This window comes from Lentzea chajnantorensis, assembly GCF_054300775.1.
Map to the genome: position 1 here is coordinate 3510049 of NZ_JBSDZT010000002.1, position 26391 is coordinate 3536439.

The 26391-nt window shown below is 70.2% G+C and carries 28 protein-coding genes; 23 read left to right on the top strand and 5 right to left on the bottom strand.

The window, feature by feature from the left end:
• Positions 1-2 precede the first annotated feature (2 nt).
• Positions 3-305, bottom strand: coding sequence for a hydroxyisourate hydrolase (gene uraH / locus ACVDFE_RS17990; RefSeq protein WP_360391687.1), 303 nt, complete (start codon positions 303-305; stop codon positions 3-5).
• Between the two features lie 139 nt (positions 306-444).
• On the opposite strand from uraH, the gene ACVDFE_RS17995 reads away from it, so the two are divergent.
• From ACVDFE_RS17995 to ACVDFE_RS18035, 9 genes are all read left to right on the top strand, one after another.
• Positions 445-1884 carry a PucR family transcriptional regulator gene (locus ACVDFE_RS17995; protein WP_360391685.1) on the top strand — a complete coding sequence of 480 codons (1440 nt, stop codon included), beginning with the start codon at positions 445-447 and terminating at the stop codon, positions 1882-1884.
• A gap of 92 nt (positions 1885-1976) precedes the next feature.
• On the top strand, positions 1977-2291 hold the full coding sequence (locus tag ACVDFE_RS18000) for a hypothetical protein (RefSeq protein WP_458431148.1): 315 nt from the start codon (positions 1977-1979) through the stop codon (positions 2289-2291).
• 52 nt (positions 2292-2343) lie between these two features.
• Positions 2344-3114, top strand: a complete 771-nt coding sequence (locus tag ACVDFE_RS18005) for a hypothetical protein (RefSeq protein ID WP_360391679.1) — start codon at positions 2344-2346, stop codon at positions 3112-3114.
• Positions 3115-3233: 119 nt separating this feature from the next.
• Positions 3234-4067 (top strand): helix-turn-helix transcriptional regulator, encoded by an 834-nt coding sequence (locus ACVDFE_RS18010; RefSeq protein WP_360391676.1) that lies wholly within the window; start codon positions 3234-3236, stop codon positions 4065-4067.
• A 105-nt stretch (positions 4068-4172) separates the two neighbouring features.
• Positions 4173-5081 (top strand): superoxide dismutase, encoded by a 909-nt coding sequence (locus tag ACVDFE_RS18015; RefSeq protein ID WP_458431149.1) that lies wholly within the window; start codon positions 4173-4175, stop codon positions 5079-5081.
• Between the two features lie 210 nt (positions 5082-5291).
• Entirely contained in the window at positions 5292-7667 is a 2376-nt protein-coding gene (locus ACVDFE_RS18020; protein ID WP_458431150.1) for a nitrate- and nitrite sensing domain-containing protein, read from the top strand.
• Positions 7664-8098 carry a roadblock/LC7 domain-containing protein gene (locus ACVDFE_RS18025; RefSeq protein WP_360391668.1) on the top strand — a complete coding sequence of 145 codons (435 nt, stop codon included), beginning with the start codon at positions 7664-7666 and terminating at the stop codon, positions 8096-8098. The genes ACVDFE_RS18020 and ACVDFE_RS18025 overlap by 4 nt, the downstream gene beginning before the upstream one ends.
• Entirely contained in the window at positions 8098-8463 is a 366-nt protein-coding gene (locus tag ACVDFE_RS18030; protein WP_360391665.1) for a DUF742 domain-containing protein, read from the top strand. The genes ACVDFE_RS18025 and ACVDFE_RS18030 overlap by 1 nt, the downstream gene beginning before the upstream one ends.
• Positions 8444-9025 carry a GTP-binding protein gene (locus ACVDFE_RS18035; protein ID WP_458431151.1) on the top strand — a complete coding sequence of 194 codons (582 nt, stop codon included), beginning with the start codon at positions 8444-8446 and terminating at the stop codon, positions 9023-9025. The genes ACVDFE_RS18030 and ACVDFE_RS18035 overlap by 20 nt, the downstream gene beginning before the upstream one ends.
• 133 nt (positions 9026-9158) lie before the next feature.
• On the opposite strand, the gene ACVDFE_RS18040 is transcribed toward ACVDFE_RS18035, so the two are convergent.
• Positions 9159-10022: a 3-hydroxybutyryl-CoA dehydrogenase gene (locus ACVDFE_RS18040; protein WP_360391660.1), complete on the bottom strand. Its 864-nt coding sequence runs from the start codon at positions 10020-10022 to the stop codon at positions 9159-9161.
• 177 nt (positions 10023-10199) lie between these two features.
• Here ACVDFE_RS18040 and ACVDFE_RS18045 point away from each other — a divergent pair, with 177 nt between their 5' ends.
• The 3 genes from ACVDFE_RS18045 to ACVDFE_RS18055 are packed head-to-tail and all read left to right on the top strand — an operon-like array spanning position 10200 to position 12638.
• Complete coding sequence (locus tag ACVDFE_RS18045) at positions 10200-10853, top strand: DedA family protein (RefSeq protein WP_458431152.1); 654 nt, start codon at positions 10200-10202, stop codon at positions 10851-10853.
• Between the two features lie 16 nt (positions 10854-10869).
• Positions 10870-12006: a sensor histidine kinase gene (locus tag ACVDFE_RS18050; RefSeq protein WP_458431154.1), complete on the top strand. Its 1137-nt coding sequence runs from the start codon at positions 10870-10872 to the stop codon at positions 12004-12006.
• The gene (locus ACVDFE_RS18055; RefSeq protein ID WP_360391653.1) at positions 11994-12638 is read left to right on the top strand and encodes a response regulator transcription factor; all 645 of its coding nucleotides are present in this window, start codon (positions 11994-11996) and stop codon (positions 12636-12638) included. The genes ACVDFE_RS18050 and ACVDFE_RS18055 overlap by 13 nt, the downstream gene beginning before the upstream one ends.
• A gap of 36 nt (positions 12639-12674) precedes the next feature.
• On the opposite strand, the gene eat is transcribed toward ACVDFE_RS18055, so the two are convergent.
• The gene (eat, locus tag ACVDFE_RS18060; RefSeq protein ID WP_458431155.1) at positions 12675-14099 is read right to left on the bottom strand and encodes an ethanolamine permease; all 1425 of its coding nucleotides are present in this window, start codon (positions 14097-14099) and stop codon (positions 12675-12677) included.
• Positions 14100-14209: 110 nt separating this feature from the next.
• On the opposite strand from eat, the gene ACVDFE_RS18065 reads away from it, so the two are divergent.
• The 6 genes from ACVDFE_RS18065 (at position 14210) to ACVDFE_RS18090 (ending at position 20921) form a co-directional block, all read left to right on the top strand.
• Positions 14210-15550 carry a glutamine synthetase family protein gene (locus ACVDFE_RS18065; RefSeq protein ID WP_458431156.1) on the top strand — a complete coding sequence of 447 codons (1341 nt, stop codon included), beginning with the start codon at positions 14210-14212 and terminating at the stop codon, positions 15548-15550.
• Complete coding sequence (locus ACVDFE_RS18070; RefSeq protein WP_360391645.1) at positions 15537-16232, top strand: gamma-glutamyl-gamma-aminobutyrate hydrolase family protein; 696 nt, start codon at positions 15537-15539, stop codon at positions 16230-16232. Before ACVDFE_RS18065 ends, ACVDFE_RS18070 begins: the two co-directional genes overlap by 14 nt.
• The gene (locus ACVDFE_RS18075; RefSeq protein WP_458431157.1) at positions 16229-17581 is read left to right on the top strand and encodes an aldehyde dehydrogenase family protein; all 1353 of its coding nucleotides are present in this window, start codon (positions 16229-16231) and stop codon (positions 17579-17581) included. Before ACVDFE_RS18070 ends, ACVDFE_RS18075 begins: the two co-directional genes overlap by 4 nt.
• 30 nt (positions 17582-17611) lie before the next feature.
• The gene (locus ACVDFE_RS18080) at positions 17612-18379 is read left to right on the top strand and encodes a 3-oxoacyl-ACP reductase (RefSeq protein ID WP_458431158.1); all 768 of its coding nucleotides are present in this window, start codon (positions 17612-17614) and stop codon (positions 18377-18379) included.
• Between the two features lie 17 nt (positions 18380-18396).
• On the top strand, positions 18397-19092 hold the full coding sequence (locus ACVDFE_RS18085) for a FadR/GntR family transcriptional regulator (protein WP_458431159.1): 696 nt from the start codon (positions 18397-18399) through the stop codon (positions 19090-19092).
• Between the two features lie 185 nt (positions 19093-19277).
• The gene (locus ACVDFE_RS18090) at positions 19278-20921 is read left to right on the top strand and encodes an AMP-binding protein (protein WP_360391633.1); all 1644 of its coding nucleotides are present in this window, start codon (positions 19278-19280) and stop codon (positions 20919-20921) included.
• 83 nt (positions 20922-21004) lie between these two features.
• On the opposite strand, the gene ACVDFE_RS18095 is transcribed toward ACVDFE_RS18090, so the two are convergent.
• Both ACVDFE_RS18095 and ACVDFE_RS18100 read right to left on the bottom strand, forming a co-directional pair.
• Complete coding sequence (locus tag ACVDFE_RS18095; RefSeq protein ID WP_458431160.1) at positions 21005-21403, bottom strand: hypothetical protein; 399 nt, start codon at positions 21401-21403, stop codon at positions 21005-21007.
• Positions 21400-21699 carry a hypothetical protein gene (locus ACVDFE_RS18100; RefSeq protein ID WP_360391627.1) on the bottom strand — a complete coding sequence of 100 codons (300 nt, stop codon included), beginning with the start codon at positions 21697-21699 and terminating at the stop codon, positions 21400-21402. The genes ACVDFE_RS18095 and ACVDFE_RS18100 overlap by 4 nt, the downstream gene beginning before the upstream one ends.
• A 130-nt stretch (positions 21700-21829) precedes the next feature.
• Between ACVDFE_RS18100 and ACVDFE_RS18105 the strand changes: the two genes are divergently transcribed.
• The 5 genes from ACVDFE_RS18105 (at position 21830) to ACVDFE_RS18125 (ending at position 26352) form a co-directional block, all read left to right on the top strand.
• Positions 21830-22324 carry a GNAT family N-acetyltransferase gene (locus ACVDFE_RS18105; RefSeq protein WP_360391625.1) on the top strand — a complete coding sequence of 165 codons (495 nt, stop codon included), beginning with the start codon at positions 21830-21832 and terminating at the stop codon, positions 22322-22324.
• 48 nt (positions 22325-22372) lie between these two features.
• Positions 22373-24421 (top strand): threonine--tRNA ligase, encoded by a 2049-nt coding sequence (gene thrS, locus ACVDFE_RS18110; protein ID WP_360391622.1) that lies wholly within the window; start codon positions 22373-22375, stop codon positions 24419-24421.
• Positions 24418-24981: an HIT family protein gene (locus tag ACVDFE_RS18115; protein ID WP_360391619.1), complete on the top strand. Its 564-nt coding sequence runs from the start codon at positions 24418-24420 to the stop codon at positions 24979-24981. Before thrS ends, ACVDFE_RS18115 begins: the two co-directional genes overlap by 4 nt.
• 71 nt (positions 24982-25052) lie before the next feature.
• The gene (locus ACVDFE_RS18120; protein WP_360391616.1) at positions 25053-25232 is read left to right on the top strand and encodes a hypothetical protein; all 180 of its coding nucleotides are present in this window, start codon (positions 25053-25055) and stop codon (positions 25230-25232) included.
• Between the two features lie 280 nt (positions 25233-25512).
• Positions 25513-26352, top strand: coding sequence for a helix-turn-helix domain-containing protein (locus tag ACVDFE_RS18125; protein WP_360391613.1), 840 nt, complete (start codon positions 25513-25515; stop codon positions 26350-26352).
• Positions 26353-26391: the final 39 nt, after the last annotated feature.

The window sequence follows — 26391 nt, forward strand, 5'->3', positions numbered from 1 at the left end:
CGTCAGCTACCTCGGTAGGTGGAGTAGGCGAACGGCGAGAGGAGCAGCGGCACGTGGTAGTGCTGCGCCGGGTCGGAGTAGTCGAACGTGAGCACGACCTCGGGGAAGAACGGCGCGGCCTGCGCCGTGTCGAACACCAGCCGGTACACCCCGGCCTCCAGGCCGTCACCCCACCCGGTGACCCGGCCGTCCGCGTTCGTCTCGGCGGCGGCCACCTCGGTCCCGTCTCGGCGCTGCAGCGACACGGCGATGCCGGCGAACGGCCTTCCGCGGGCCGCGTCCAGCACGTGCGTGGAGATCGTCACTCGCCCTCCCCTCCGGTTGTGAGCCAGTACACAGACTCAGTGGTACAGGCAGCTACGGCGTGGCACATGAATCCGAGGACTCCTGGAGGTAACGAATTTGTGCTTTCCTACAAACCCGGATGGACGAGAGTGACACCCCATGTTGCTGCTGCGGACGTTGCTCGGCATGACGGAACTGCGGCTGAGCCTGCGGACCGGTGCGGACCAGCTCGACCGCGCGGTCACCCGCGTGTACGGAACGGAGCTGCCCGACCCCAGCCGGTACCTCTCCGGCGGTGAGCTGGTGCTGTCCGGGCTGCTGTGGCACCACGGCCCGCGCGACTCCGAGACGTTCGTCCGCTCACTGGCCGCCGCGGACGTCGCCGGCCTCGCCGCCAGCGAGACCGAGGACAGGCAGCTGCCCGCCGACCTCGTGACCGCCTGCGAACGCCACCGCGTGCCGTTGCTGGAGGTCCCCGTCGACCTGTCGTTCGCGACGATCACCGAACGCGTGTCGACGGAGCTCGTCGGCCTGAGCCGCCACCGGCGCCTGCTGAACGTCGTCGCGGAGGGCGCCGGGCTGCCCGCGCTGCTGGCCGCGGGCAGCCACGAGCTCCGCGCCCGCTGCTGGGTGCTGTCCACGACCGGCCGGGTCGTCGCGGGCGGCGAGCTGCCGGACCGGGTGGCACTGGTGAAGGAGTTCCTGCAGGCCGACCGGTTGCCGAAGGCGGTCAGGGGTACCACGCTCGTGCCCGTCTCCGAACGCGGCGGCACCCGGCTCACCAGCTGGATCCTCGTCGTCGCCGGCGAACCGCAGCCGGAGGCCGCCGCCGAGCTCGCCTCGCTCGTCGCACTCGAACGCCTGCGCCAGGCCCAGGGCCGCCGGATCGAGAACCGCACCGCGGCACCGCTGCTGACCGCCGTGCTCACCGGCGCACCCGACCTCGACTCCCGCCTTGCCGCCGCCGGTCTGGAGAACACCCCGCTGCGCGTCCTGTGCGCGGTCACCGGGGACCAGCGCGCCGACCTCGCCGCCGCCGTGCTGGAGGAGGCGCTGCCGCAGGCGCTCGTCACCCCGGTCGGCGACACCGTCTACGCCGTCGCGAAAGCCGATGACTCGGTGCCCGCCGAGGTGCGCGAGGCGCTGAGGGTCGTGGAACCCGGCCTCGGCTCGTCCCGCGTGCTCGTCGGCATCAGCTCCCCGGTCACCGCACGAGGCCTGCGCGGCGCGGCCGAGGAGGCGACCCACGCCCGCCGGCTCGGCGAACGGCGCGGCGGCCGCACGTGCGTGGTGGCGGGCGAGGAGATCGCCCTGCACCAGCTGCTGCTCGCCGGGGTGCCCGAGGAACTGCGGTCCTCGTTGCGGCGCAGGCTCCTCGGCCCGGTGCTCGACTACGACGCCGAGCACGGGTCCGACCTGGCCGGGACGCTGCGGGTGTTCCTCGGCTGCGGCGGTTCGTGGACGACGGCGGCGCAGAAGCTGCACGTGCACGTCAACACGCTGCGGTACCGGGTGGGCCGGGTGGAGGAGCTGCTCGGCGTCGACCTGACCGAGTTCGAGTCCCGCGTAGACCTGTTCCTGGCACTGCAAACGCACTAGAACCCGTGTCGCGTTGTCAGTCTGACGGCTGATCCCGGTCGAGCCTTCAGGCTGATGCCGCCGGACACCCGCGTTTCCTACCGTTCCCGGACATGAGGATCGTCGTGGTCGCCGTGCTGGTGCTGATGAGCGGCTGCTCGGCGGCCACCGACGCCCGGCTGGTCGTGGAGGGGACGGGAACCGCCGACCAGCTCACGTACATGTTCCCCGGCGAGGACGAGCGGACCCTCAAGAACCCGGACGTGCCGTGGCAGCGCAGGGGAGCGCGCAAGGGCCGGTTCGTGGTGCGGCTGGAGGGCGTGCGGGGCGAGCTGACCTGCAAGATCATCATCAACGGCCGCCAGGTCAAGACCGCGACCTCCGCCTCCGGCGCCGCGCTCGCGTGCGATCACTCGATGGCCGTCTGATGTAAGCGGTGCGAAAGACCGTAGCTTCACCTACTCGGGGAGGTTACCGGTGATGAGTGACGTTGTGGCTGGTAGGAACGCTGCCGGCGAGGTTCGTTCCCGCGGTTCGCACGGCATTCCGGCGCAGTTGCGGCCACCGGCGCCGCCGAAGCACTTCGTCGGGCGCGCGGGAGAACTCGAACAGTTGCGGCCCAACGGGGTGACGGTCATCAGCGGCCCTGCCGGCGTGGGCAAGACCGCGCTGGCCCTGAAGTGGCTGCGCGACCGCGGCAGCGGCGACCAGCTGCACGTCGACCTGACCGTGCGCGAACCGGTCGAGGTCCGGCTCGGCCGCCTGCTGCGCGCACTGCGGCTCACCCACGTCGACCGCGCCGACCGCGCGGCGGCGTTCCGGTCGATCGTGCTGCGGCAGAGGATCACCCTGCTGCTGGACAACGCGAGCAGCGCCGAGCAGGTGCGGCCGTTCCTGCCCGCCCGCGGCACGGTCCTCGTGACGAGCCGCGCACCGCTGGACCTCGACGCGCCCGTGGTCGAGCTCGACCCGCTGACCGACGAGGACGGCAGCCTCCCGCCCCTGCTCGACCTGTCCTACGTGGAGCTCCCGGAACGGCAGGCCCGCCTGTACCGGCTGTGCGCGTGGCACCCCGGCGCCCACTTCGACGTGCCCGAGGCAGCGGCGATCGCCGGCGAGTCCGAGTGCGACGTCGAGGACGCGCTGGACGACCTCGTCGAGAAGGCATTGCTGACCGAAGTGGGCGACGACGCGTTCCGCTTCCATGACCTCGTGCGTGCCCATGCGCGCGCAAAACGCCATGCGAGTTAAATGTCTTTCCGCGCGATCTAACGGCATTGCTCATCAGTGAAGGAACAGGTCGGCCATTTAACGGTTGTCCACAGCGGGTGGCCCATTCGGGAATCCGATTCGGTCTTATCCTTCGCGGCATGCCGAAGGATTTCCGGGCCACGACCCTCGAACGCGCCATCGGCCGGCGCCTGGCAGGGTGGCGGGACGAGCGGCAGCTCAGCCTGACCGAGGCCGGGCAGCGGGTGGGCTTCAGCAGCGCCAAGCTGTCGATGATGGAGAACGCCGTGCAGCCCTCCGCGGTGCTCGACATCATGGCGCTCGGATACGTGTACCAACTGCCGTCCGAGGAATGGCAGGCCGTGGTGCGACAGGCGCAGTATGCGGAACAGGTGCGCGCGCTCGACAATGCGCCGTTGTTCGACCCGGCCGCCGACTTCGCGAATCTTGTGTTCGAGGCAACGGTGTTGCGGACGTTCACGACGGACCTCGTCCCACCCCTGTTCCAGCTCGCCGACTACGCGAGGGCCGTGCTGCACCACGACCCGCCGCGCGCCGAGCACCAGGCGGCGGCGCGGGAGGCGTGGACGAGCCGCGTCGGTGGCCGCGACCCGTTGCGGGTGCAGGCGGTCCTCGCCGAACCGGTGCTGCGGCCCGTGGTCGGCGGCCCGCGGGTGATGAAGGCGCAGCTGCTGCACCTGATGGAGCTGAGCGAGCTGGACGGGGTGTCGCTGCGGATCGTGCCGCACAGCGCGGGCGCACACCCGGCGATGGGCACGCCGTTCACGTTGCTCAGCTTCGCGCACCGCCAGCACAACGACGTGGCGTACTTCGAGACGTTCGTCCAGGGGACGTACGTCGAGGACCCCGTGCAGACCGAGGGGTGTGCGCGGCGGTTCGGGGCGGTGAGCGACCTCGCGCTGGGGGAGGGCGAGTCGCTGGAGCTGATCGCGGAGGCGGCGGCGGAGCTGTGAAGCACGCCCCACCAGCGTTGATGTCGGGTTGCTGAGAAAAGTCCGGATCAGCTGCTGACCTGCGACAGGATCGGGACGCACCCCACCCCGACTCCAGGAGGCGGCATGTACCGCAGATTCGGTGTCCTGTTCGCGGCGGTTCTGGGCGTCACGCTCACCGCTGCCGCGCCGGCCACCGCAGACGCGTCCGGGCAGCACGGGCGGTTCCCGGCGGAGTTCTCCCTGCCCGCCGGGTGGCAGCCCGAGGGCATCGCGATCGCCGGGACCACCGCCTACTTCGGTTCGCGGGCCGACGGCTCCATCTACGCGGCCGACCTGCGGACCGGCAAGGGCGCGGTGCTGGCCAAGGGACCCGGCACGCCCTCGCTCGGCATGAAGGTCGACGAGCGCAAACGGCTGTGGGTCGCGGGCGGTGCCGGTGGCGACGCACGGGTCTATGACACGCGCACGGGTGCGCTGCTGGCGAAGTTCCAGTTCGCCACCGCGGACACGTTCGTCAACGACGTCATACTCACGGACAAGTCGGCGTGGTTCACCGACTCGCGCAAGGCGGTGCTGTACCAGGTGCCGCTGAGCCTCACGCCGCACTCGACGCTCGACCTCACCGGTGACCTCGTCGTCACCCCCGGCGCGACGAACCTGAACGGCATCGTGACCGGACTCGACGGCGGCCTGATCGTCGTCCAGAGCAACACCGGAATGCTGTTCCGCGTCGACCCGCGCACCGGTAAGACCACCGGCATCGATTTGAACGGTCAAACACTCACCAATGGTGACGGTCTGTTGCGTGAGGGACGTCAGTTGTACGTGGTGCAAAACCGCTTGAACAAAGTCGCGCGCTACACGCTCAGCCGTGATGGCGCGACGCTGGCCGCGGAACGAACTGACGCGCGGTTCGACGTGCCGACCACGGTGGCCGCGTTCGGAAAGCGCCTGTACCTGCCGAACGCCCGGTTCACGACCCCGCCCACGCCGGAGACCACCTACGACGTGGTCTCCGTGACCCGCCCGTAGAACTAGGCCGTCCGGGGGTTCTCGCAGGGCAAGAACCCCCGGACTGGGTGTTGCGGCAGTCACCTGACTGGGTAGCCTGCTGACCGCGTACAGCAGGTGATCGCTGCCATTCGGTGACGAAGATCTTTTCTTGTTACCATTTTGCAGCCGAAGGAGTGACGTGGATAACCCGCAGCGCTAGCCGTGGGACACATGGAGACGAAGAGCGCTGTGAACGAGAAGAGCGGCTACGCACCGACCGACTACCGGACCATTAGGTCGCGGTTGGCCGGAGTGGTCGTCGTTCCCAGCGTCGTCCTGCTGGTCATGTGGGCGGTCTTCTCGTCGTACACCGTTTTCGACGGTTTCCACATGCGCTCCGCCGCGGCCGAGGTGAAGGACGTGACGATCCCGTCCGTGCAGGCGTTCGTCGGTCTCCAGCAGGAACGCCGGCTGAGCCTCGTGCTGCTCAGCAAGGCCGGCGGCACCGACGCGAGCGCGCTGCGGCAGCAGCAGGCCGAGACCGACGAGTCCGTCACCAGGATGAAAGCGGCGTTCGCGGACCTGACCGACGGCGCGCCGCAGGACGTCATCGACCGGGTCACCGCGCTCACCACCGCGCTGGACGAGCTCGGGCAGCACCGCTCGCGGGTCGAGTCGGGCACCGGCAACCCGCAGGAGGTCTACGACTACTACAACGGTCTCGTCGACGCGGGCGTCGCGCTGTTCTCCCGGCAGGCGCGGCAGGTGCCCGACGCCGAGGCCGGCCAGTCCACCGTGCAGGCCGTCACGATCTTCCAGTCCGCCGACTGGATGTCCCGCGCCGCCACCGTCGGCTCCCGCGGCCTGCTCAACCGGTCGTTCACCCCCGCGGAGCGCGTGGAGTTCGCCCGCCTGGTCGGCGCCTACCACTCCGGTGTCGACGCCACGATCCCGTTCGCGCTGGAGCAGCCCCGCCTGCAGTACGACGCGCTGCGCACCAGCTCCGAGTACCGCGCGCTGGCCGACCTCGAGGGCCGCATCATCAACGGCGACACCGCCGTCAGCGACCAGCAGTGGCGGGCCGCTGCCGGTCCGGTGCACGAGCGGCTCGTCGCCATCGCCGTCCGGCAGGCGGAGGACGCGACGAACCTGGGGCTGGAGAAGGCCGGCAACCGGTTGACCGCCGTGCTCGTCGGCAGCCTGGTCGCGTTGCTCGCGGTCGTCGTCGGCATCGTGCTCGCGCTGCGCATCTCCCACCGGCTGGTGAGCCGGGCGCTGGTCACGCGGCTCGCCTCGCTGCGGGAGGACACGCTGCGGCTCGCGCAGGAACGGCTGCCGCACATCGTGGCCCGCCTGCGCGGGGGCGAGCAGGTCGACGTCCACCGCGACATGCCGCCGCTGGACTACGGCAACGACGAGATCGGCCAGGTCGCTGACGCGTTCAACACCGCCCAGTACACGGCGGTCGCGGCCGCGGTGAAGGAGACGCAGGCCCGCGAGGGCGTGAACCGGGTGTTCCTCGACATCGCGCACCGCAACCAGGGGCTCGTGCACCGCCAGCTCAAGATCCTCGACAAGCTGGAGCGCGAGGAGGAGAACCCGGACCAGCTCGACTCGCTGTTCCAGCTCGACCACCTCGCCACCCGCGCCCGCCGCAACGCCGAGAACCTGATCATCCTCGCCGGTGAGCAGCCCGGCAGGCAGTGGCGCAAGCCGGTGCGGCTGAGCGACGTCCTGCGCGCCGCCGTCGCCGAGACCGAGCAGTACGTCCGGGTCAAGGTCAACCCGGTGCCCGACCGCGCGCTCGTGGGCGTGGCCGTCGCCGACACCATCCACCTGCTCGCCGAGCTCGTCGACAACGCCACGGCGTTCTCCTCGCCGCGCTCCGAGGTCGTCGTCCACTCGAACGCCGCGCCGCACGGCATCGTGATCGAGATCGAGGACCACGGGCTCGGCATGACGCGGGAAGAACGCCTGCAGGCCAACGCGAAGCTCTCCAACCCGCCGGACTTCGAGACCATGGCGTTCCGCGGCGAGTCGCGGCTGGGCCTCTTCGTCGTCGCCCGGCTCGCCGCCCGCCGCGGCATCAAGGTGGAGCTGCGCGACTCGCCCTACGGCGGCACGGTCGCGCTGTGCGTGCTGCCGCCGCAGCTGGTGGCGCCGCACAACACCGCGGGCGACATCAGCGAGACCACGCAGATGCCGGTGCGGTCGTTCCACGACCAGCACCACGGCCACGCCGAGGAACACCCGAGCTTCCCGGTCAGGCTGCCGCAGAGGACGGTGAGCGCGGCGGCGCCGGACGAGGTGGCGGAGGCGCTCGTGAACCCGCGGCCCGTCCCGTCCGTTCCCGAAGCGGGTGGTCCGGTGGCGCCGGAACAGACGGCGCCGCAACCGGGTACCCCGGAACCGGCCCCGGACGGGAAGCCTGCGCTTCCCCGCAGGAAGAAGCGGCAGAACCTGGCGCCGCAGCTCGTGCAACCGGGCGAGGTGCCGCATGCTGAGCCGGTGACCGGCGAAAGGTCGGCCGAGCGGACCCGTGACGGGCTCGCCGCGTTCCAGCGCGGCACCCGTGACGCCCGGCTGACCGACGACTGGAGATCAGAAGGAGCCCCCTCGTCATGAAGGACAAGACCAGCCAGCACGGTGAGCTCAACTGGCTGCTGGAGGACCTGATCCAGCGGGTGGTCGGCGCGCGGCACGCGGTGGTGCTGTCCGCCGACGGACTCCTGCTCGGCCGTTCGGCCGGGCTCTCCCGCGACGACTCGGAGCACCTGTCGGCGATGGCGTCGGCGTTCCAGTCGCTCGCCCGCGGCACCGGGCGCCACTTCGGCGGTGGCGCGGTGCGGCAGACCATCGTCGAGATGGAGCACGCCTACCTGTTCGTCACGGCGGCGGGGCACGGTGCGTGCCTCGCGCTGCTCGGCGAGGAGGACGCGGACATGGGCATGATCGCCTACGAGATGAACATGCTGGTGAAACGGGTGGGCACGTACCTCTCGTCGGCCCCCCGCGCAGAAACGGCGCCCGTGCCCTCGGCACGAGAGTCCCGCTGATGTCCTCCCGCGAGGACTGGTGGTACGACGAGGCCGCGGGGCCGCTGGTGCGGCCCTACGCCATGGTGCGCGGCCGCACCCGGCCGAACGCGCCGGACCTGCACCTCGTGACGCAGGTCCGCACGTCCTCGTTTGCGTCCGACCAGACGTCGCTGACGGTCGAGCATCGCGAGATCATGTCGTTGTGCGTGCGCCCGCTGTCGGTCGCCGAGGTGGCCGCCTACCTCGACGTCCCGCTCGTCGTGGTCAAGGTGCTGCTCTCGGACCTCATCGAGCGCGGCGACGTGATCGTGCAGAACTCCGCACCGCGAGTTCCCGACCGGGATCTCCTGCAGGCCGTACTGGATGGTGTTCGTGGGATCTGACGACCAGCTGACCGTGCCGACCTCGGTCAAGATCGTCATCGCGGGCGGTTTCGGCACCGGCAAGACCACCATGGTCTCGTCGGTCTCCGAGATCCCGCCGCTGAAGACCGAGGAGCTGCTCACCGAGGCCGGTGTGCACGTCGACGACCTGGCCGGCATCGAGGGCAAGAACACCACGACGGTGGCGCTCGACTTCGGCCGCATCACGATCAACGCGAGCGTGGTGCTCTACCTGTTCGGGACGCCCGGCCAGAACAGGTTCTGGTTCATGTGGGACGAGCTGGCCCACGGGGCGATCGGCGCCGTCGTGCTGGTCGACACCCGCCGGCTCGACTCGTCGTTCCCGTCCATCGACTTCTTCGAGCACCGCGGCATCCCGTTCATCGTGGCGGTCAACTGCTTCGACGGCGGGCAGCTCTACACCGTGGACGAGGTGCGCCACGCCCTCGACCTCGACGACGCGATCCCGGTGCTGCTGTGCGACGCCCGCGACCGCGAGTCGTCGAAGGCGGTGCTGGTCGGCCTGATCCAGCACTCGATGAACCGCCTGGCGCCGGCCTGAGGGTCAGCTCGTCAGCGCGGAAGACGCCAAGCCCGGCCCGGCCTCCGCAACACCGGCACCCCGCCCCCTGCCTGCGAACGCACGCGGGGACCTTTCGTACCCTCTGAGAGTACGAAAGGTCCCCGCGTGCGTTCTACCGGGCGTAGTTGTGGAACCCGCGGCCGGACTTCTTGCCCAGCAGACCCGCGTCCACCATGCGCAGCAGCAGCGGCGGCGGCGAGTACAGCGGCTCCTTGAACTCCTCGTACATCGACTCGGCGATGGCCTTCGTGGTGTCGAGGCCGATCAGGTCGGTCAGCCGCAGCGGCCCCATCGGGTGGGCGCAGCCGAGCACCATGCCGTTGTCGATGTCGTCGGCCGAGGCGAACCCGGACTCCAGCATGCGGATCGAGGAGAGCAGGTAGGGGATCAGCAGCGCGTTGACCACGAAGCCGGCGCGGTCCTGCGAGCGGATGACCTCCTTGTGCAGGGTGCCGCGCACGAACGCCTCGGCGCGCTCCTGCGTGGCGGCGCCGGTCAGCAGCGACGGCACGATCTCGACGAGCTTCAGCACCGGCACCGGGTTGAAGAAGTGCACGCCGATGACGTGCTCCGGCCGGTTGGTGGCCATGCCGAGCTTCATGATCGGGATCGATGACGTGTTGGAGGCGAAGATCGCGTCCTCGTCCGTCACGACCTTGTCGAGCGCGGCGAAGACCTCGGTCTTGACCTGCTCGTTCTCCGCGACCGCCTCGACCACGAACTGCCGGTCGGCGAAGTCGCCGATGTCCGTGGTGAACCGGATCCGCCCCAGCGCGGCCGCCCGGTCGTCCTCGGTCAGCTTGCCCGACTTCACGCCCCTGGCCAGCGACGAGGCGATCCGCCCCTGCGCTGCCTCGGCCGCACCCGCGTTGACCTCGACGACGATGACGTCGAGCCCCGCACGAGCGCTCACCTCGGCGATCCCGGAGCCCATGAGGCCGGAACCGACGACTCCCACACGTTGAATGTCACTCACGGGCCCGATCCTGCCACGACCGGCTCGAAACGAGGTGGTGCTGGTCCGGACGGGGGTGTGGTCCTCCGCAGTTCCGCAGCTGCGGACGAGCACCACAAAACGAACGGTCTTCCTCATGGTGACCGGAAAAAGGAGTTGAAAAGATCGAGCTCATCGAAAAGGAATTGGGGGAGTTCGATGTTCTCAGTTGTCGCGCCCACCGCCCACGAACCGGTCGGCGGACTCGCCGGGTGGGCCGTGGGCCTGATGGAGTCGCTCGGCGGCGTGGGCGCTGCCGTGGTGGTCGGCTTGGACAACCTCTTCCCGCCCATCCCGAGCGAGATCGTCCTGCCACTGGCGGGTTTCTCCGCGGCCAGGGGCGTGTTCAGCCTGGGGGAGGCGCTCTTCTGGACCACGGTCGGCTCCGTCGTGGGCGCGGTCGTCGTGTACCTCGCCGGAATGCTGCTCGGCCGCGAACGCACCCGCACCCTCGTCGCGAAGATCCCGCTCGTGCAGGTCTCCGATTTCGACCGGACCGAGAAGTGGTTCGCCGAACACGGCGCGAAAGCGGTTTTCTTCGGGCGCATGGTGCCGTTGTTCCGCAGTTTCATCTCGCTGCCCGCGGGAGTGGAGCGGATGGGCTTCGCGAAGTTCCTGCTGCTGACCACGCTGGGCAGCCTGATCTGGAACACGGTGTTCGTGGGCGCGGGGTACCTGCTCGGCGCGAACTGGTACCTGGTCGACGAGTACGCCGGGGTGTTCCAGAAGGCCGTGCTCGCGGCGGTCGTGCTGGCCGCCGGGTGGTTCGTGGTCATCCGCCTGCGGGAACGGCGGTCGGCGCGTGCCCGGTGACGGCTACGCTGCCGGGGTGCTGTTCGACCGCGGTGGGCTGCTGCGCCGTGCCGCGCGCCGGACGGCCGGGCTGGCGGTCGGGGGAGCGTCCGCGTTCGCCGAGCTCGCCTTCGTGGTCTGCGCCGCGGCCCTGCTGGGGGTGAGGTCCGCGCGACCAGCGGTGTTCACGACGGCCAGGGTGCTCGCCGAGTTCGAGGGCCGGCGGATCGAGCGCTTCCACGGGCAGGGCAGCGCGGGGGACTTCACCGGCCGGCGGGCGTTGCGGTACCTGGGTGTGCGCTGGCTCGTCGGCGGGCTCGGCGCGGGCGTGCTGCTGCTGATCGTCCTCGGTGCCGGCACGGCCGCGGTCATGGTGTGGCAGATGGTCTTCGGCACGGGCAGCCCGAGCCGGATGAGCTGGTACGACCCGATCACGTTCGTGCTGTTCGGCACGCTGCTGGTGTTCATGACGGTGCAGGCGCTGCTCGGTGTGGAGCGCCTCGACCTCGGGCTGGCGCGCCACTTCCTCGGCCCGACCGCGCAGGAGGTGTTGCGGCGCAGGGTCTCCGAGCTGACCGTGAGCCGCGCGGAGGTGGTCGAGGCGATCACCGAGGAGCGCCGGCGGATCGAACGCGACCTGCACGACGGCGTGCAGCAGCGGGTGGTCGCGCTGGGCGTGCTGCTGGGCAGGGCGAGCCGCCGTGCCGACCAGGCGCCGGACCTGCTGGAGCAGGCCCGCGAGGAGGCCGGACGGGTGCTGCTGGAGCTGCGCGAGGTGAGCTGGCGGGTGTACCCGGCCGGGTTGGACAGCGGCGGGCTGCACGCGGCACTGGAGTCACTGGCCGAACGCGCCGGCGTTCCGGTGCGCCTGCGCTACGCGCTCACCGAACGCCCTCCCGGCACCGTCGAGGTGCCCGCGTACTTCGTCGCCTCCGAGGCCGTCACCAACGTCGGCAAGCACGCCGGCGCCACCCGGATCGACCTGTCGGTGAGCAGGCGGGGCAGCATGGTCGTCGTGCGGATCGAGGACGACGGCGCGGGTGGCGCCGACCCGGCGGGCAGTGGGCTGTCCGGACTGGCGCGGCGGGTGGCCGCGGTGGACGGCGTGTTCACAGTGGACAGTCCACCCGGTGGCCCGACCGTGATCACCGCGGAGCTGCCGTGCGCGTCGTGATCGCCGAGGACTCGACGCTGCTGCGCGAGGGCCTGGTCCGCCTGCTGGCCGAGGAGGGGCACGAGGTGGTGGCCGCCGTCGGTGACGCCACCGCGTTGCTGGAGCGGACCGAGGAACACCGGCCCGACCTGGTGCTCACCGACGTGCGGATGCCGCCCGGCCACACCGACGAGGGGCTGCGGGCCGCGCTGGAGATCCGCCGGCGCTGGCCGGAGGTCGCCGTCCTGGTGCTGTCGCAGTACGTCGAGAAGCGCTACGCGACCGAGCTGATCACCACCGGGGGTGGCCGCGTCGGGTACCTGCTCAAGGACCGGGTGATGGACGTCGGCGAGTTCCTCGGCGCGCTGGAACGGGTGGCCGCCGGCGGCGAGGCGTTCGACCCGGACGTGGTCCGCGCGCTGATCACCCGCAGCGCGCACGCCGACCCGCTGGCCGGACTGACCGCGCGAGAACGCGACGTGCTGGAGAAGATGGCGCAGGGGCACAGCAACCCCGGCATCGGCCAAGCGCTCAGCATCTCGCGCAGCGCCGTGGAGAAGCACATCAACGCGATCTTCGAGAAGCTCGGCCTCACCGACAGCGCCGCCTACAGCAGGCGGGTGCTCGCGATCGTGCGCTACCTGCAGGGCTGACCGCCGCACGAAACCGCGCGGCGGCCGGCCCAGGCCCTAATCCAGCTCCGCCTCCGCCTTGGCGATGGCGGCGAACTCCTCCTCCGGCGCGTTCGCCACGAGGTGGTGCCGGCTGTAGAACCAGAAGTACGCCACCGCGATCAGCACGATGCCCGCGGTGACGCCCGCCGCGACCTCGTCCACGAAGAACGTCGCGATGACCGCCGCGACCGCCAGCACCAGCGCCACACCGGTGGTCGCGGTGCCACCGGGGGTCCGGTAGGGCCGCGGCAGGTCCGGTGCCGTCTTCCGCAGGACGATGTGCGACACCATCATCAGCACGTACGACAGCGCCGCGCCGAACACCGCGATGTTGATGATCCGCGCGCCGCCGTTCACCGGGTCGACCGTCTTCATCGTGGTGGCCAGGACGAAACCGATGGTGCCCGGCACGATCAACGCGAGGTACGGCGTCTTGCGCTTGCCGGTCTTCGACAGCCAGCGCGGCAGGTACCCGGCGCGCGACAACGCGAACAGCTGCCGCGAGTAGGCGTAGATGATCGAGAAGAACGACGCCACCAGACCGGCGAGGCCGACGTAGTTCACGAGCTGTGCCAGGAAGGTGTCCCCGCCGTAGGCCGCGCGCACCGCCTCCGGCAACGGGTTGCCCGACTCCTTCAGCGCGTTCGCGCCCGCACCGCCCGGTGCGACCAGCAGGATCGCCGCCGCGAACACCAGCAGCGCGATCATCGCGGCGATGATGCCGCGCGGCATGTCGCGCTTGGGGTCGCGGGCCTCCTCCGCGGCGAGCGGAACCCCTTCCACCGCCAGGAAGAACCAGATCGCGAACACGATCGCGCCCCACGCCCCCGTGACGCCCATCGGCAGGAACGAGCCGTCGCCGATGTCGAACAGCTTCGCGGAGTCGAACTTCGGGATCATGCCCGCCACGAACGCCACCAGCGCGACCACGGCGACACCGGTGATGACGAACATCAGCCGCAGCGCCTCGCCCACGCCGTACAGGTGGATGCCCACGAAGACCACGTAGCACGCCAGGTACACCGGCCACGTCGCGTCGAGCAGGCCGAGCGCCTTGATGTAGTCGCCGATGAACACCGAGATCGCCGCGGGCGCCATGGCGTACTCGATGAGGATCGCGATACCCGTTGCGTAGCCGCCCAACGGGCCGAGCGCGCGCCGTGCGAAGCCGTAGCCCGCACCGGCGACGGGGAGTGCGGAGGCGAGCTCGGCCAGGCCGAACACCATGCACGTGTACATCGTGGCCATCAGGACGGTGGCGACGAGCAACCCGCCCCAGCCGCCCTGCGCGAGGCCGAAGTTCCACCCGGCGAAGTCACCGGAGATCACGTACGAGACACCCAGCCCGGCGAGCAGGACCCAGCCCGCCGCCCCTCGCTTCAGCTGCCGGTGCTCCAGGTAGTCGCTGCTCACCTTCTCGTACTCGACATGCTTGGCCATATGGACTCCCATTAGTCCTTTAAGCAGTGGTTGAGGGTGGCGCTCATCACCCGGCGGTGTCAAGATGATGCCGCCAATGGCTCGCATGCATACCTTTGGAGGAACGCGGAATGCTGACCGTCGAGGAGTTGCGCGCGGCCGTGGACGCCGGGGAGATCGACACCGTCCTCGTCGCGATCGTGGACATGCAGGGGCGCCTGCAGGGCAAGCGGTGCGCGGCGCGGTACTTCCTCGACGAGGTCCTCGGGCACTCCGCGGAGGGCTGCAACTACCTCATGGCGGTCGACGTCGAGATGAACCCGGCCAGCGGCTTCGCGATGTCGAGCTGGGAGCACGGGTACGGCGACTTCGTGATGAAGCCGGACGTGGACACCCTGCGCCGGGTGCCGTGGCAGGAGGGCACCGCGCTGATCATGTGCGACGTGGTGTGGGAGAACGGCGACCCGGTCGTCGCCTCGCCGCGGCAGGTCCTGCGCAGGCAGCTCGACCGGCTCTCCGAGCTCGGCCTGGAGGCCCACGTCGGCACCGAGCTGGAGTTCATCGTCTTCGACGACACCTACGAGCAGGCCTGGAACTCCGGCTACCGCAACCTCACGCCCTCCAACCAGTACAACGTCGACTACTCGTTGCTGGGCACCGCGCGCGTGGAACCGTTGCTGCGCGCCATCCGCAACGGCATGACGGGCGCGGGCATGGTCGTCGAGTCCGCCAAGGGCGAGTGCAACCCCGGCCAGCACGAGATCGCCTTCCGCTACACCACGGCGCTGCGCACGTGCGACCAGCACGCCATCTACAAGAACGGCGCCAAAGAGATCGCCGCGCAGCAGGGCAAGTCGCTCACGTTCATGGCGAAGTACAACGAGCGCGAGGGCAACTCGTGCCACATCCACCTGTCGTTGCGCTCCCGGGACGGCGACCCGGTCTTCGCGCAGGGTCACGGCATGTCGGAGCTGATGCGGCACTTCCTCGCGGGCCAGCTGGCCGCGCTGCGCGAGCTCACCTACTTCCTCGCCCCGAACGTCAACTCCTACAAGCGGTACGTCGAGGGCTCGTTCGCGCCGACCGCGGTGGCGTGGGGCCGGGACAACCGCACGTGCGCGTTGCGGGTCGTCGGCCACGGCCAGTCGCTGCGGTTCGAGAACCGCGTGCCCGGCGGTGACGTGAACCCCTACCTCGCGGTGGCGGCGTTGATCGCGGCGGGCCTGCGCGGTGTGGAGCGGAAGCTCCCGCTGGAGGACGAGTTCGTCGGCAACGCCTACGTCTCCGACCGGCCGACCGTGCCGACGACCCTGCGCGAGGCGGCGGACCTGCTGGCGGCCAGCGAGCTCGCCCGCGACGCGTTCGGCGCCGAGGTGGTCGACCACTACCTCAACGCCGCGAAGGTGGAGCTGAAGGCGTTCGACGCGGCGGTCACCGACTGGGAGAAGGTGCGCGGTTTTGAGCGCCTCTGAGCCCCTCGTCGGCATCAGCACCTACCTGGAGCGCACCCGGTTCGGCCACTGGGACGTGGAGGCCGCCGTGCTCCACCGCGGCTACCTCGACTGCGTGGTCGCGGCCGGTGCCAACCCGGTGATGCTGCCGCCGGTCGGCACGTGGACCGCCCAGAGCGTCGCGTTCCTCGACGCGCTGGTGATCGCCGGCGGCGCCGACGTCGACCCCGCCACCTACGGTGCCGAACCGGACCCGCGTACCGGGCCACCGCGCCGCGACCGCGACGAGGCCGAGTTCGCGCTGGTCGAGGCGGCGCTGAAGCTCGACCTGCCGGTGCTGGGCGTGTGCCGCGGCATGCAGGTGCTCAACGTGGCGCTCGGCGGCACGCTGCACCAGCACGTCGAGGGCCACAACCCGGCGCCCGGCGTGTTCGAGCACACCGACGTCGCGGTCGAACCGGGCACCGCGCTGCACCGGGTCCTCGGCGACCGGACCACCGTGCAGTGCCACCACCACCAGGCGCTGGACCGGGTCGCCGACGGCCTGCGGGTCACGGCGCTGGCCCCGGACGGGACGGTCGAGGCCGTGGAGCTGGAGGGCGCGCGGTTCGTCGTCGGCGTGCAGTCGCACCCGGAGCAGGACATCGAGGACCTGAGGCTGTTCGAAGCACTCGTGGACGTGGCAAGGAGCGCAACGCTGTGACCTTTGACGTCATCAACCCGGCCACCGAGGAGGTCGTGCGGTCCGTGCCGCACACCACCCTCGGCGACACGGACGCGGCGATCGGCCGGGCGCACAAGGCGTTCCAGGGCTGGCGCGCCGTCGCCCCCGGTGACCGCGCGCGGTTGCTGCGCCGGTTCGCCGAGGTCGTCGACGCGCACGTCGAGGAGCTGGCGCGGCTGGAGGTCGAGAACTCCGGGCACACCATCGGCAACGCCCGCTGGGAGGCCGGCAACGTCCGCGACGTGCTGCAGTACTACTCCGCGGCACCGGAGCGGTTGTTCGGCAAGCAGATCCCGGTCGCCGGCGGGCTGGACGTGACGTTCCACGAACCGCTCGGCGTCGTCGGCGTGATCGTGCCGTGGAACTTCCCGATGCCCATCGCCGGCTGGGGCTTCGCACCCGCGCTCGCCGCGGGGAACACGGTGGTGCTCAAGCCGGCGGAGGTCACGCCGCTCACCGCGATCCGGCTCGGCGAGCTCGCGCTGGAGGCGGGCCTGCCCGAGGGCGTCTTCCAGGTGCTGCCGGGCAAGGGCAGCGTCGTCGGCACCCGGTTCGTCACGCACCCGTTGGTGCGCAAGGTCGTGTTCACCGGCTCCACGCAGGTGGGCAAGCAGATCATGGCCGGCTGCGCGGACCAGGTGAAGCGGGTGACGCTGGAGCTCGGCGGCAAGTCGGCCAACATCGTCTTCGCGGACTCCGACCTGGAGAAGGCGGCCGCGACCGCGCCGTACGGGGTGTTCGACAACGCCGGGCAGGACTGCTGCGCCCGGTCCCGGATTCTGGTGCAGGCGAGCGCCTACGACCGGTTCATGGAACTGCTGGAGCCCGCGGTCAAGGGCGTGAAGGTCGGCGCACCGGGCGACGAGGCGACCGAGATGGGGCCGCTGATCTCCGCGGCGCACCTCGGCAAGGTGGCGTCCTACGTGCCCGATGACACGCATGTCGCGTTCCGCGGCGAAGCCCCGGCCGGTCCCGGTTTCTGGTTCCCGCCGACGGTCCTCACACCGGGTTACGGCCACCGCACGGTCACCGAGGAGATCTTCGGGCCGGTCGTCGTCGTCCTGCCGTTCACCGACGAGGAGGACGCGGTCCGGATCGCGAACGACTCCGAGTACGGCCTGTCCGGTTCGATCTGGACGAAAGACGTCGGCCGCGCGATCCGGGTGTCGCGGGCCGTGGAGGCCGGCACCCTGTCGGTGAACTCGCACTCGTCCGTCCGCTACTGGACGCCGTTCGGCGGGGTGAAGCAGTCCGGGCTCGGCCGTGAGCTCGGACCCGACGCGCTCGACGCCTTCACCGAGGTCAAGAACGTCTTCATCGCCACCTGACTTCCGGCACGTCTGACAGGAGAACAACACATGGTGCAGCGACTCGAGGGCCGCGTGGCCGTCGTGACGGGTGGCGGCAGCGGCATCGGTCTCGCGACCGCGCGCAGGTTCGCGAGCGAGGGCGCGGAGGTCGTCGTCGCCGACCTCGACCCGGCGACCGGCAAGGCAGCGGCCGACGAGGTGGGCGGGCTGTTCGTCCAGGTCGACGTGACCGACGAGGAGCAGGTCAAGGCGCTCTTCCAGACCACAGTGGACACGTACGGCAAGCTGGACATCGCGTTCAACAACGCCGGGATCTCGCCGCCCGACGACGACTCGATCCTCACGACGGGACTTGAGGCGTGGGAACGCGTGCAGAAGGTGAACCTCACGTCGGTCTACCTGTGCTGCAAGTACGCCATCCCGCACATGCAGGCCAACGGCAAGGGCTCCATCATCAACACGGCGTCGTTCGTGGCGACGATGGGCGCGGCGACGTCGCAGATCTCCTACACGGCGTCGAAGGGCGGCGTGCTCGCGATGTCGCGTGAGCTGGGCGTGCAGTTCGCACGCGAGGGCATCCGCGTGAACGCGCTCTCTCCCGGCCCGGTCAACACGCCCCTGCTGCGGGAGCTGTTCGCGAAGGACCCGGAACGGGCCGCGCGCCGGCTCGTCCACGTGCCGCTCGGCCGGTTCGCCGAACCCGAGGAGATCGCCGCGGCGGTCGCGTTCCTGGCCTCCGACGACTCCTCGTTCATGACCGCGTCGAACTTCCTCGTGGACGGCGGCATCGCCGGCGCCTACGTGACCCCCCTCTAAGGGAGACGTCACAGCAGATGGAGCAGGCGCAGGAGGCGTTGTTCCGCCCGGTGCGGGCGGGCAACGCCTTCGAGGAGACCGTCGAACGGCTCATGCAGTCCATCCGGCTCGGCGTCGTCGCGCCGGGCGAGCGGCTGCCGTCCGAACGGGAGCTCGCCACCCGGCTCGGCGTGAGCCGGGTGACCGTGCGCGAGGCCATCAGGTCGCTGCAGGAGAACAACTACGTCGAGTCGCGCCGCGGCCGCTACGGCGGCACGTTCGTGACCGAGGAGGTCCCGGAGTCCGCGCCCGGCAAGGAGCTCGGCGACCTGCACGACGCGCTGACGCTGCGCAAGGTCCTGGAGACCGGTGCGGCGGAGGCGGCGGCCGGCCGGTCGCTGGGCCCCGCCGAACGCCGCGGTCTGCGGAGCAGGCTGGCGGAGGCGTCCACGGCGGCGCTGGCCGAGTACCGGCGCAAGGACTCGCGGCTGCACCTGGCCATCGCGGAGGCCACCGGGTCGGCCTCGCTCACCGCGGCGGTCGCGGACTCGCGGATGCGGGTCAACGAGCTGCTCGACACCATCCCGCTGCTCGAACCGAACCTCGCCCACTCCAACGCCCAGCACGAGCGCATCATCGCTTCCATTTTGGACGGTGACCCGGCCGCGGCGCGCAGGGAGATGGCCGAGCACCTCGACGGGACGGCGTCACTGCTGCGGGGCTTCCTGGTCTGACCGCCCAGACCGCCTCTTGGGGCGCTCACAGCGCGCCGGTCCGGCCACTCCGCTAACATGAAAACGTTTGCAGGTTCGGTTGTCGTGTTGTCATGCTCATTCCGCGCGGAACAACACTTGGCGTCCGGCTTGCCGACAGTTACCGTCCGAACACCTCGGGGGACTTGCAGCGCGAGGAGCTGTTGATGCCAGGGTTGCGCAAGGTGTTCCGCGACGCCGTGGGCCGGGTGCACTCACTCCGCGTCTTGTCCGAAGCGGGCATGGTCAACCTCACGAACGTCAAGATGTCCGTGCAGGCGTTGCGCGAGGTGGCGGTCTGGGGCCCGAACGTCACGGCGCTGCGCCGTGCGGTGCGGCTGAACCCGGACGGCATCGCGCTGGTCGACGACCGCGGGTCCGTCACGTACCGGCAGCTCGACCGGCGGTCCACCGCGATCGCGCAGGGCCTGCGGTCGCTCGGCGTGCAGCACACCCACGTCGTCGCGCTGATGTGCCGCAACCACCGCGGCATGGTCGAGTCCCTGCTGGCGTGCGCGAAGCTCGGCGTCCGGGTGCTGCTCGTCAACACCGGCTTCGGCGCGCCGGTCGTGCTGGACCTCCTGCAGCGCGAACGCGCGTCCGTCGTCATCCACGACGAGGAGTTCACCCCGCTGTTCCACCAGCTGCCGCCGTCGGTCCCGCGCTGGCTCGCCTGGTCGCGCGACGGGCTCGACCGGCGCACGCCGACGCTCGACCAGCTGGTCGCCAAGGCACCGCGCGGTGAGCTCGACCCGCCGCGCGAGCCCGGTGTGGTGATCCAGCTGACCTCCGGTACCACCGGCGTCCCCAAGGGCACCGCGCGGGAGATCAAGTCGGTGCTCACGGCGTCGGACTTCCTCGACCGCATCCCGATGAGGGCGAACGAGTCGACGTTCATCGCCGCCCCCATCTTCCACTCCGTCGGCTACTCGCACCTGACGCTCGCGATGTCGCTCGGCTCGCGCGCGGTGCTGCACCGCCGGTTCGACCCGCGCAAGACGCTGTGGTCGGTGCAGGGCCAGCGCTGCACCACGCTGGTGCTGGTCCCGACGATGCTGCAGCGGATCATGGAGCTGGACCGCTCGGTGATCGACTCGTTCGACCTGGGCCACCTGAGGGTGGTGTTCTCCTCGGGCTCGCCCATCGCGCCCGAGCTCGTCCAGCGCACCATGGCCGTGCTCGGCCCGGTGCTCTACAACCTCTACGGCTCAACGGAAGTCGCCGTCGCCACCGTCGCGACCCCCGAGGACCTGGCCGCCGCGCCGTCCAGCGTCGGCATGCCACCGCACAACTGCCTCGTGCGGATCTACGACGAGTCCGGGCAGCGGATCACCCGCTCGTTCGTGACCGGCCGCATCTACGTGCGCGGCTCGCTGACCGTCGACCTGTACACCGACGGCACGCAGAAGGAGTCCATCGACGGGCTCGTCGCGACCGGCGACCTCGGGCACTTCGACCCCAACGGCCGGCTCCACTTCGACGGCCGCGAGGACGACATGATCGTCTCCGGCGGCGAGAACGTGTACCCGGTCGAGGTGGAGAACCTGCTCATGACGCACTACCGGGTGCGCGACGCCGCGGTGCTCGGCGTGCCGGACCCCGAGTACGGGCAACGGTTGCGCGCGTTCGTGGTGCCGGTGGCCGGCACGCGGATCGACGTGCGGGAGCTGCGCGAGTTCGTGCGCACCCGGCTCGCGCGGCACAAGGTCCCGCGCGAGGTCGTGGTCGTGCCGAAGCTGCCGCGCAACGCGACCGGCAAGGTGGTGCGGCGCCAGCTGCTGGCGATCCGGCTGGGACCGCAGGCCCAGTAGCCGGCGGCGTGCGTTCCCGGCCCCGGGTGAGCGCGCGACCCGCGGTCGGGGACTCGGTGCGCGAGTCGCGCGCTCGGCCGGTGTCACCGCTCGAAGCGGTCGCCCCGCTGGTCGAGCGGGCCGCGCTGGTCGAAGCGGTCCGGCCCGCGTTCGCCGCGGTCGTGCACGCGGTGGTGACCCGGTCCGCCGCGGTCGTCGAAGCGGTTGGCGGTCACCGCGCCGACGATGCCGCCGCCCAGCACCAGGCCCAGCAGGCCCACGGCGACCAGCTGGGTGGCCCGGTGGCGCGCGAACCCCCTCAACCGGGACCGCGTGACCGGCGGCGCCGGGGGAGGCGGGGCAGCGGCCGGTGTGGCCGCGGCCGGGTCCGGCTGAGGCGGTGGCCGGTGGGGCGTCGTCGGCTGGTCCGCGGCGGGCCGGTCCTCCGGTGGTTCGTTGCGCGGCGGCTCCGGTGGGGGAGGCGCCTGTCCCTGCTCGCTCATGGCACCAACGATGCGCCGCTCGACTGAGCACAGCCTGACAGCTGCCTGTTCGTTTCCTGAAGCCGCGAGTTCATGATCGGCCGGGAGGCCGCGAAGACGTGGCGCTGGTCGGCGTAGGTGGCGCCGAACAGCTCGGCGTCCAGCACACCCGACCACAGGAAGTGCAGCGTGGTGCGGGTGCCGTCCCGGGCGTCGCGGCGGGCGTAGTGGTCGCGCAGGTCGGCGTAGAGCAGGCGCAGCTCGTCCCGGTTGGACGCCGTGCGGCGGACGGGGCATTCGACCACGGGATCGTGCATGTCAGCGCTCCTCACATCGGCGGACGGGCCCACAGCGTGCCCGCCCCGGCCGCTGGAACGCATCCGGAAAACCACTCAGACGAGCGTGCGTATGACAAACCGGTTGCGTCGACCGGCTTCAATCGAAGGCATGGAACTCGTACCCCTCCGCAGGGAGTTCGCCCAGGCCATGGCCGACGGCGGGCCGCACGCCGACGAGGTCAACCGGTTCACCGGCACGCACGGCACGTTCACCCTGGAGGACTACGAGGCCTACATCGAGCGCACGCTGGCCGACCCCAACCGCTACACCCGCGCCATCACCGTGGACGGCAGGTACCTGGGCGAGGTCGTGCTCAGCCCGATCGACGACGTCAACCGCAAGTCCGGGCTGCGGATCGCGCTGCAGGACGGGTTCGGCAAGGGCTACGGCACGGCGGCGGTCAAGCACGTCCTGCACCACGCGTTCACCGAGCGCAACCTCCACCGGGTGGACCTGGAGGTGTACGAGTTCAACGAGCGGGCGCTGCACGTCTACCGCAAGTGCGGCTTCCGCGAGGAGGGCCGGCTGCGCGACGTGCTGCTCTGGGACGGCGTCTTCCACGACGCGATCGTCATGTCGGTTTTGAGCACCGATAACATCTGACCTGCTGAACACAAAGTTCCAGCCCGAGAGTCACACCGAGGAGTCATCGTGTCCGAGTCGCGCCCAGCAGTCGCCCAGAACCCGCCGCGCGTGGTGGTTCCGGCTGGGACGACGGCGGGCACGGCCGTGCGCGAGGCCGGTCTGCCCGGCAAGGGCGCCGACGCGATCGTCGTCGTGAAGGACGCGGAGGGCCACCTGCGCGACCTGTCGTGGACCCCGCAGGTCGACGTCGAGGTCGAGGCGGTCGCCGCCGACACCGAGGACGGCCGCAGCGTCCTCCGCCACTCCGCCGCGCACGTGCTGGCGCAGGCGGTGCAGCAGCAGTTCCCCGAGGCCAAGCTCGGCATCGGCCCGCCGGTGAAGGACGGCTTCTACTACGACTTCCAGGTCGAGAAGCCCTTCACCCCCGAGGACCTGCAGGCGCTCGAGAAGCGCATGAAGCAGATCATCAAGTCCTCGCAGCGGTTCTCCCGGCGCGTCGTCGAGTCGGTCGACGCCGCGAAGGCCGAGCTGGCGTCCGAGCCGTTCAAGCTGGAGCTGGTCGACCTCAAGAGCGACGTCGACACCAGCGAGGTCATGGAGGTCGGCGGCGGCGAGCTGACGATCTACGACAACCTCGACCCGCGCTCCGGCGAGCAGGTCTGGGGTGACCTGTGCCGCGGCCCGCACGTGCCGACCACCAAGCACATCCCGGCGTTCAAGCTCACCCGCGTGGCCGCCGCGTACTGGCGCGGCAACGAGAACAACCCGCAGCTGCAGCGCATCTACGGCACCGCGTGGGAGTCGCAGGAAGCGCAGGACGCCCACCTGGAGCGCCTGGCCGAGGCCGAGCGCCGCGACCACCGCAAGCTCGGCGTGGAGCTGGACCTGTTCTCGTTCCCCGACGAGATCGGCTCCGGCCTCGCGGTGTTCCACCCCAAGGGCGGCATCATCCGCAAGGCCATGGAGGACTACTCCCGCCAGCGGCACACCGAAGAGGGCTACGAGTTCGTCTACTCGCCCCACATCACCAAGGGCAACCTGTTCGAGGTCTCCGGCCACCTCGACTGGTACAAGGACGGCATGTACCCGGCGATGCACCTCGACGCCGAGCTGAACGAGGACGGCACCGTCCGCAAGCCGGGCCAGGACTACTACCTCAAGCCGATGAACTGCCCGTTCCACGACCTGATCTTCAAGTCGCGCGGGCGGTCGTACCGCGAGCTGCCGCTGCGCATGTTCGAGTTCGGCGGCGTGTACCGGTACGAGAAGTCCGGCGTGGTGCACGGCCTCACCCGCGTGCGCGGCATGACGCAGGACGACGCGCACATCTTCTGCACCCGCGACCAGGTCCGCGACGAGCTGGCCTCGCTGCTGGAGTTCGTGCTCGGCCTGCTGCGCGACTACGGCCTCGACGACTTCTACCTGGAACTCTCGACCAAGAACCCGGAGAAGTACGTGGGTGACGACGAGATCTGGGACGAGGCGACCGAGACGCTCGCGTCGGTGGCGCGGGAGTCCGGCCTGGAGCTGGTGCCCGACCCCGGTGGCGCCGCGTTCTACGGCCCGAAGATCTCCGTGCAGTGCCGCGACGCCCTCGGCCGCACCTGGCAGATGTCGACCATCCAGCTCGACTTCAACCTGCCGGAGCGGTTCGAGCTGGAGTACACCGGGCCCGACGGCTCGCGCGTGCGCCCGGTCATGATCCACCGCGCGCTGTTCGGGTCGGTGGAGCGGTTCTTCGGCGTGATGACCGAGCACTACGCGGGCGCGTTCCCGGCGTGGCTCGCGCCGGTGCAGGTCGTGGGCATCCCGGTGACCTCCGAGAACGCCGACCACCTGTTCGCGGTGCGCGACGTCCTCAAGCGCCAGGGCATCCGGGTCGAGGTCGACGCCTCGGACGACCGGATGCAGAAGAAGATCCGCAACCACACCCTGCAGAAGGTGCCGTTCATGCTCCTGGCCGGCGCCAAGGACGTGGAGGCGAACGCGGTGTCGTTCCGGTTCCGCGACGGCACGCAGATCAACGGTGTCCCGGTGGAGCGCGCCGTCGAGCAGATCGTCGAGTGGGTCGGTCGCCGCGAGAACGCCTCGCCGACGGCGGAACTGCTCTCGTGACGTCCGAGTTCGAGCAGCCGGAACTTTCCGGTCAGGAGGGTGTCGGTGTCCACGACGCATTGCAGCGGTTGTGGACACCGCACCGCCTGTCCTATGTGAAGGGCGAGGGCAAAGCGGTCGGCGATGAACCGGCCGGTTGTCCGTTTTGCCGAGTGGTCGAACTGGACGACGAATCGGGCCTGATCATCGCCCGCGGGTCGGAAGTGTTCGCGGTGCTGAACCTCTACCCGTACAACCCGGGGCACCTGATGGTGCTGCCGTATCGGCACGTGCCTGACTACGCGGACCTGACGGTTTCCGAAACCGCCGAGTTCGCCGCGTTCACGCAGAAGGCGATGCGCGTGGTGCGCCGGGTGGCCGCGCCGCACGGGTTCAACATCGGCATGAACCAGGGCGTCGTCGCCGGTGCCGGGATCGCCGCGCACCTGCACCAGCACGTGGTGCCGCGGTGGGGCGGGGACGCGAACTTCATGCCGGTCATCGGGCACACGAAGGTGCTGCCGCAGCTGCTGGGGGAGACCAGGCAGCTGCTGGCCGACGGCTGGCGGGCGCTCGACTGACGCTGCGGGCACAGATCGACTACCACTCGCTATCTATTGACTTTCGATAGCTGACGAGTGATAGTCGATCTATGCCTCGACTGCTGCTGTCCCTGCTGGGCTGTGTCCTGCTCATCGCGCTCGGCGTGAGCGCCCTCCTGTACGCCCAGGCCGACGACGCGCCGGGGCTCGGGCTCATCGCGTTCGCCCTCGTGTTCGGCGGCATCGGACTGGGTGTGCGCGCGGTATTGCGCTGGCGAAAGCCGGTATGAGCGCGCGGCCGCGCGTGCTTGAAACCCGTACCATTTCTTGGACAAAAAAGTGACAAAAAGCACCCCCGTTGTCCTGGTAGGACAATCGGCGGAGTTTCCATGCGGTGCGGAATAGGTTGCGTTGCAACTTTCGGGTGCATTTAGTCGGGTGATCGAGACATTCGGCCAGCGCATAGCGATTCCAGGTAGGTGAGATCACCCACCTGGAGGTGTCAACTGGAAGTCAAGTCCCCGCCTATGGCCGATCGTCTCAGCGTGTCCGAATGGTTACGGTGCGAACATGACCGCACCTGAGCGTTCGCGATTAGCGAGAGAACGGCTTTCGCGTGAACTACGCCGGTTGCGCACCGAGGCGAAGATGACCGGCACGGCCACCGCCCGTGCCACCGGGATGAGCCAGTCCAAGCTGTCGAAGATAGAGAACGGCATGCTGCTCCCGTCCGTCACCGACGTGGAGCGCCTCGTCGCGGAGCTCGCCGCGACGAGGGAGACGCGGGTCGAACTGGTCGAACTCGCCCGGTCGCTGCACGCGGAGGCGGAGACCCGCCGCGTCGTGCTGCACCGGGGTGCGCACCGCCACCAGCAGACGATCAGCCGGGTCGAGGCCCGCGCGGCGACGTCGAGGTTCTTCCAGCTGAACCTCGTGCCGTCGCTGCTGCAGTCCGAGGCCTACCTGCGCACCGTGCTGGCGACGATGCCGCCGTCCGAACAGGAGGCGGCCGTCGCGGCGCTGCGGGTGCGGCGGTCCCGGATGGACGACCTGGCGAAGCAGTTCGTGTTCGTGCTCACCGAGAGCGCGCTGCGCTGGCGGATGGGGTCGTCGGAGCTGATGGCGGAGCAGGTCGAGCACCTGGCCGCGATCCAGCGCCGGCCCAACGTCCGGCTCGGCGTCGTGCCCTGGTCGGCGGACACGAACGTGGTGGCGCTGCACGGTTTCCACATCTACGACGAGCGCGTCGTCACGGTCAGCGTGCTGACCGGCAACGCCACCATCACCGACCCGCTGGACGTGCGCGAGTACCTCGCGCTGTTCGGCCGGCTGGAGCGGACGGCGGTGCGGGGAGAGGAGCTGCAGGGGTTGCTGAAGAAGATCGCGGAGGACCACCGCAGGTTCACGTAGCGGCCGAGGGGCCGCGGCAGCCGCTGCGGCCGGCGCCCG